Genomic DNA, 5,079 nt, shown 5'->3' on the forward strand with positions numbered 1-5,079 from the left:
GGCTGGAAGTTTCCGTTATCCGAAACGCGGATCGTCAGGCAGTCATCCGGGCTTTTGGTAATCAAGACCGAAACAAGCGACGCATTCGAATGCAGCACGGCATTATTGATGGCTTCCTGACAGATACGAAAGACTGCGATGCGGGTTGTTTCAGGCAACAGGTCAATCGCCCCGTCTGTCTGATCATCGACCTTGAAGCGCATTGCGCTGTCATAGCTTACAGCCCGTTCCAGATGCGTCTGGACAGCATGGTGGAAGCCAAACAGGTCAAGAATCGATGGGATCGAGGTATCAATGATATCGCGCAGACCCTGGATCATGTTTTGGACTTGCTGCTGCAGCCTTAGATACTGTGCTTCGCTCAGCCCCGGACGAAGGTCCCGTGCAATGCGTGTCAGGTCAGCCAAAGTTTGATCATGCAAATCCATACCGATGCGCTGGCGTTCGGCCTCAAGCGCGTCGGTAAGGCTGAGTGCGCCAAGCCGCAGACCTTCTTCGCGTGCAAGGATTTCAGCGCGAATGATCGCCTCCTTGTTGGCCTTTTCGTTGGCGCGCAAGGCATAGAAATACGGCGCCAGCATGTCGGCCAAAATGCGCATCTGCTCAAGATGACTCTCGTCGTAGAAATCTTCCTTTTTCGAAGAACAATTCAACGATCCAACGACTTCACCCAGAACCTTCATGCCGACACTGACGCGGCTGCGAAGTTCGTGGTCAATAATCGGCGCACTTACCGCGCCCGGGAAAAGGAAACGGGGATCCTCAAGGGCATTTCCCGTCAATAGATGGTCGGTCTTACCCAGCAGAATGTCGCGGATAGGCGCCTTGCGCACATGGGAGCGCATCTTGCTCCAGGCTGTTTCGACGCCAACCTCATAGGCCGTCGCCCACCTTTTGTCCGTGTCAATCAGGCACACATCAAGGTGGTCAAACTCGATAATCTTCTCGATCTCGGTTTTGACCGAGCTGAGCGCCGAGTGAATATCAAGGTTCCCCGCAAGCAAGTTGGAGATGCGAAGGTAATGAGCAAGATCCGACATGAGTGGTTTCCTCCAGCTCTTCGATAATATTCACAGGCATTTCTCTTGTCTTGCGGGAACCCGCAACTTGGATGCGTAACACCGTATGCGTTCTGCGGAAACTGCTCTTTACGATTTAATCAGAACTGATGAAGATTGCGCCATGGTTTGGTGTCTGGTTTTCAGGCATTGACCAAACTTTGCCGCACGACGGTAAAGAGCCAAACAAAAACAATAAGTCACATGCTGACATCAGGGGGGAAATCTCGATTCACGCCAAAACGGCATGAATACGAAATTTCTCTGAAAATACCAGAAGAACCGACCCTTGTGATCATTGATCAGAAGGCTCGTCGTCGGCATGCGACAAACGAGACGTCAAGAACTTGCACAATGCGGGCAGGGGCGCTGACCTGCTGAGGAAGCGATAAAGAACAGCGCATCCAACGGGAGGACTACCATGAAAAAATTACTGACGATGACGACAGCCACTGTCGCATTGATGATGACCGCACAAGTTGCGTTTGCCGGGCCAAACACTGTTGCTGGTCCGGGTGCCGATCCGGCGTGCTTCACACCGGTTTCCGATGATACTGCCTATTTCCAGTGGCCTGCGCGCGAAGGGCCATACAAGATTGCGCTTGTAAACGGCTTCATCGCCAATGACTGGCGCGTTCAGATGATCGCAGTCGCAAAGGCCTATGCCGCACAGCCGGAAGTCGCGGCCGAGATCGAAGAATTCAAAGTTGTGTCGGTTGGTGAGGACATCGCCGCACAGATTGCCGCGGCCAACAACTTTATCGATCAGGGCTTTGACGCCATTATCATTAACGCCAACAACACGCGCGCATTTGGATCGGTGGTGCGTAAAGCCAATGAAGCCAATGTTGTCGTTCTGTCGTTTGACAACGTGATTGATGATCCCAACCAGATCGCAATCAACGTTGATCAGAAAGGGCTGGGTATGTCGGCCGGTAAGTTCCTTCTGGAACAAAGCGGTGATGGCCCTGCCAAGTTCCTGCATGTCCGTGGCCCGGCTGGCCAACCCGTCGACATCGCACGTAATGAGGGTTTCCATGAGGTGATCAAGGAATCCGGGCGTGATATCGAAGTCGTCGATGTTGTCGGCAACTGGGCGCCTGGTGACGGACAAAAAGTAACGGCAGATGCCATTGCGGCCGGCGGTGTATTTGACGGTATTTACGTTCAGGGCGGCTCACAAGGTGTTGCCACCGCAATGCTCGATGCAGGCGTGTTCAAGGCCCCGATTTCTGGTGAAACCGAGAACGCATTTCGTCAGCTTTGCAACAGCGCAGAACTGAGCTGCCAGTCGGGCGGAACGGGACCGGCACAGTCATCTGTGACCATCAAAACCGCAATTGCGGCCTTGAAGGGTGAAGTCGTTCCGTCAGAAATCGCGCTTCCGACCTCGATTTCCTATTCCCCGTTCAAGGAAGGTGTCGAGATGTTCCCGAAACTGCCGGGCAGCTTCTTTGCGGGTAACAATTTCGAAGCCTGCAACATTGGCTTTACGGCTGAAGAAATCGCGTCTCAGACAGGCGAAAACAACTAACAACAATAGACGTCCGGGTACCGTCGATGCCGTGCATGGCGTCGACGGTACTCAATAAAGTTAGGAAAACTGCCGTGTCAGAGAGCAAATCTCCTTATCTGTTATCGATGTCGGGCATCACCAAACGTTACGGTGGTGTCCGCGCACTGGAAAATGTCAGCTTCGATACGCACCGCGGATCAATCCATGCATTGCTTGGTGAAAACGGCGCAGGGAAGTCGACGCTGATCAAGATCCTTTCGGGCGTTGTGCAGCCCGATAGCGGAACGATCGAACTTGATGGCAACACCGTAAGCTTTGCAAATCCGCAACAGGCCAATGATCTGGGCGTGTCGTGCATTTTTCAGGAATTGTCGCTTTTGCCGGACCTGACAGTGGCCGACAATATTGGCATTACCCGTCCGCCACTTAAATTCGGAATGATCGATTATCGGGCCCAGCGCCGCATCGCCGAAGAGGCCCTTGCGCGTGTGGGCGGCGAAAACATTGATCCAATGGAAACCGTCAGCAATCTTTCACTGTCGCGGCGTCAGATGGTGGAAATCGCCAAGGCACTGGCACGTAACCCCAAAATTCTGATCTTAGATGAAGCGACGTCTGCCCTGACGGCGGCCGATGTCGACAAGGTCTTTAAGATGCTTCATCGGCTTCGCGATGAAGGGATGGCGATCATCTATATTTCGCATCGCATGCCCGAAATTGCTGAACTGGCCGATACCTGTACGGTTTATCGCAATGGCACGAAAGTCGAGACATTCAAAAACGGCACAAAATCGGACAGTGCCGTTGTCGAGATGATGATCGGTCGCGAATACAGCAGTGTCTATCCGGCAAAAAGCACCCGACCCACCGCAACCAAGCCGATCCTGAAGGTCAAAGACTTTTCCTGGAACGATGAACTTAATGGCATCGATCTGGAAATGCGGCCGGGGGAAATTGTCGGGCTCGGCGGTTTGGATGGGCAGGGGCAACGACAACTGCAATTGGGGCTGTTTGGGACCCTGATCGGGGCGAGCGGATCAGTGGAAATCAATGGCGCGCCGGTTAAGTTGAATAGCCCGAAAATGGCGAAGTCAGATGACATCGGCATTGCTTTGGTGCCCGAAGACCGCAAGTACGAAGGCCTGATGTTGTCAACGACCGTACGTGAAAACCTGTCTTTTGCCGCGGTCGAAAAAATGAGCCGGATGGGCGTTGTTGATAAACGCGCAGAAGAGGCCGCGATTGACGAGATGATCGCACTCCTCAAAATCAAGGCAGATGGCATTGATGGCCCTGTCGGGGCGCTATCCGGGGGGAACCAGCAGAAAGTCGTTATCGGCAAGTGGCTAATGACCAAGCCACGCATCATTCTGTTGAACGATCCGACGCGCGGAATTGATGTCGGCACCAAGCAGGAAATCTATCAACTCTTGCAGAAACTAGCGGCAGAGGGATGTGCAATCCTTTTGTATTCAACCGATTACGACGAGCTCATTGGCTGCTGCGACCGAGTGCTGGTGATGTATGACGGCAGGATCGTTCGAACGCTTGCCGGCGATGACCTTAACGAAACAAATCTGGTGTCAGCCGCGCTTAACCTGCCGGAACAGGCAGCAAAACGAACTGAACCAAAAAAACTACAGGAAGCGTCGCTATGACTGTGAGCTCAGAACCAGCAGATCTGGTTTCTCGACAAAAATACTTCGGCTGGGTGGGCCGCCTGTCGGCAGCACAGCGCGGTATTCTGATCGCAATGCTTATCTTTGCCACCATGTTCATCGTTTATGGCTGGAAGCAGGCTGCGGGCCTGACGCCCAACATGATAAATACCGCGGCCAACAAGGGCGCATTGCTGGCACTTGTCGCCATGGCGCAGACCCTGCCGGTGATTACCCGCGGGCTTGACCTGTCGGTCGGGGCGACATTCGTTCTGGCGAACTGCCTTGCGTCGACGATTGTCGTTGATGGGCCGATTGCAACTACGTTCGGCATTTTTGGTGTGCTGTTGCTTGGGCTGGCTTGTGGGGCCGTAAATGGCTTGATTATCGTCTATGGACGGTTGCAGCCGCTGATCGCGACACTGGCTACCAGCGCGGTTTATTTCGGTATTGCGCTTGCCGTTCGACCCCAGCCGGGCGGATCGGTCAATTTTGAACTTGCCGACTTCATGACGCGATCATCTTTTGCCGTCCCGCATAGCGTTTTGCTGTTGCTGGCCGTCGTTGTGTTCATCTGGATCCCGTATCGCCGATCAGTTTTGGGAAGGGCCGCCTTTGCCATCGGTTCATCCGAACAGGCGGCGTATATGTCCGGAATTCCGATCAATCGAGCAAAGATGTTGGCCTATACCCTAAGCGGGTTGCTTGCATCGATTGGCGGGATCCTTTTGACAGCACTGACCTATTCCGGGGCTGCGAAAATGTCGATTGCCAATGAGTACACACTCAACTCCATCGGCGCAGTTGTCATTGGCGGCACGTCTTTGTTTGGCGGTGTCGGCAGCGC

The 5,079-nt window shown here is 53.7% G+C and carries 4 protein-coding genes; 3 read left to right on the forward strand and 1 reads right to left on the reverse strand.

Annotated features, from left to right (window positions below; translation table 11 throughout):
• On the reverse strand, positions 1 to 1,040 hold a 1,040-nt coding region (locus B3Z49_RS15430), incomplete at its 3' end, for a hypothetical protein (protein WP_296992479.1).
• 439 nt (positions 1,041 to 1,479) lie between these two features.
• On the opposite strand from B3Z49_RS15430, the gene B3Z49_RS15435 reads away from it, so the two are divergent.
• The 3 genes from B3Z49_RS15435 to B3Z49_RS15445 form a co-directional block, all read left to right on the forward strand.
• A complete protein-coding gene (locus tag B3Z49_RS15435; protein ID WP_063089524.1) occupies positions 1,480 to 2,592 on the forward strand; it encodes a substrate-binding domain-containing protein in 1,113 nt (370 codons plus the stop codon).
• 74 nt (positions 2,593 to 2,666) lie between these two features.
• Positions 2,667 to 4,232: a sugar ABC transporter ATP-binding protein gene (locus tag B3Z49_RS15440; protein ID WP_296992482.1), complete on the forward strand. Its 1,566-nt coding sequence runs from the start codon at positions 2,667 to 2,669 to the stop codon at positions 4,230 to 4,232.
• A partial coding sequence (locus B3Z49_RS15445) for an ABC transporter permease (protein WP_296992484.1) occupies positions 4,229 to 5,079 on the forward strand: 851 nt, incomplete at its 3' end. The genes B3Z49_RS15440 and B3Z49_RS15445, both read left to right, overlap by 4 nt.

It is taken from the genome of Thalassospira sp. UBA1131 (genome assembly GCF_002311515.1).
Lineage (GTDB): Bacteria > Pseudomonadota > Alphaproteobacteria > Rhodospirillales > Thalassospiraceae > Thalassospira.

Coding starts and splice junctions, on each gene's coding strand:
- B3Z49_RS15435 (WP_063089524.1), top strand. CDS start 1,480: ATGAAAAAATTACTGACGATGACGACAGCCACTGTCGCATTGATGATG.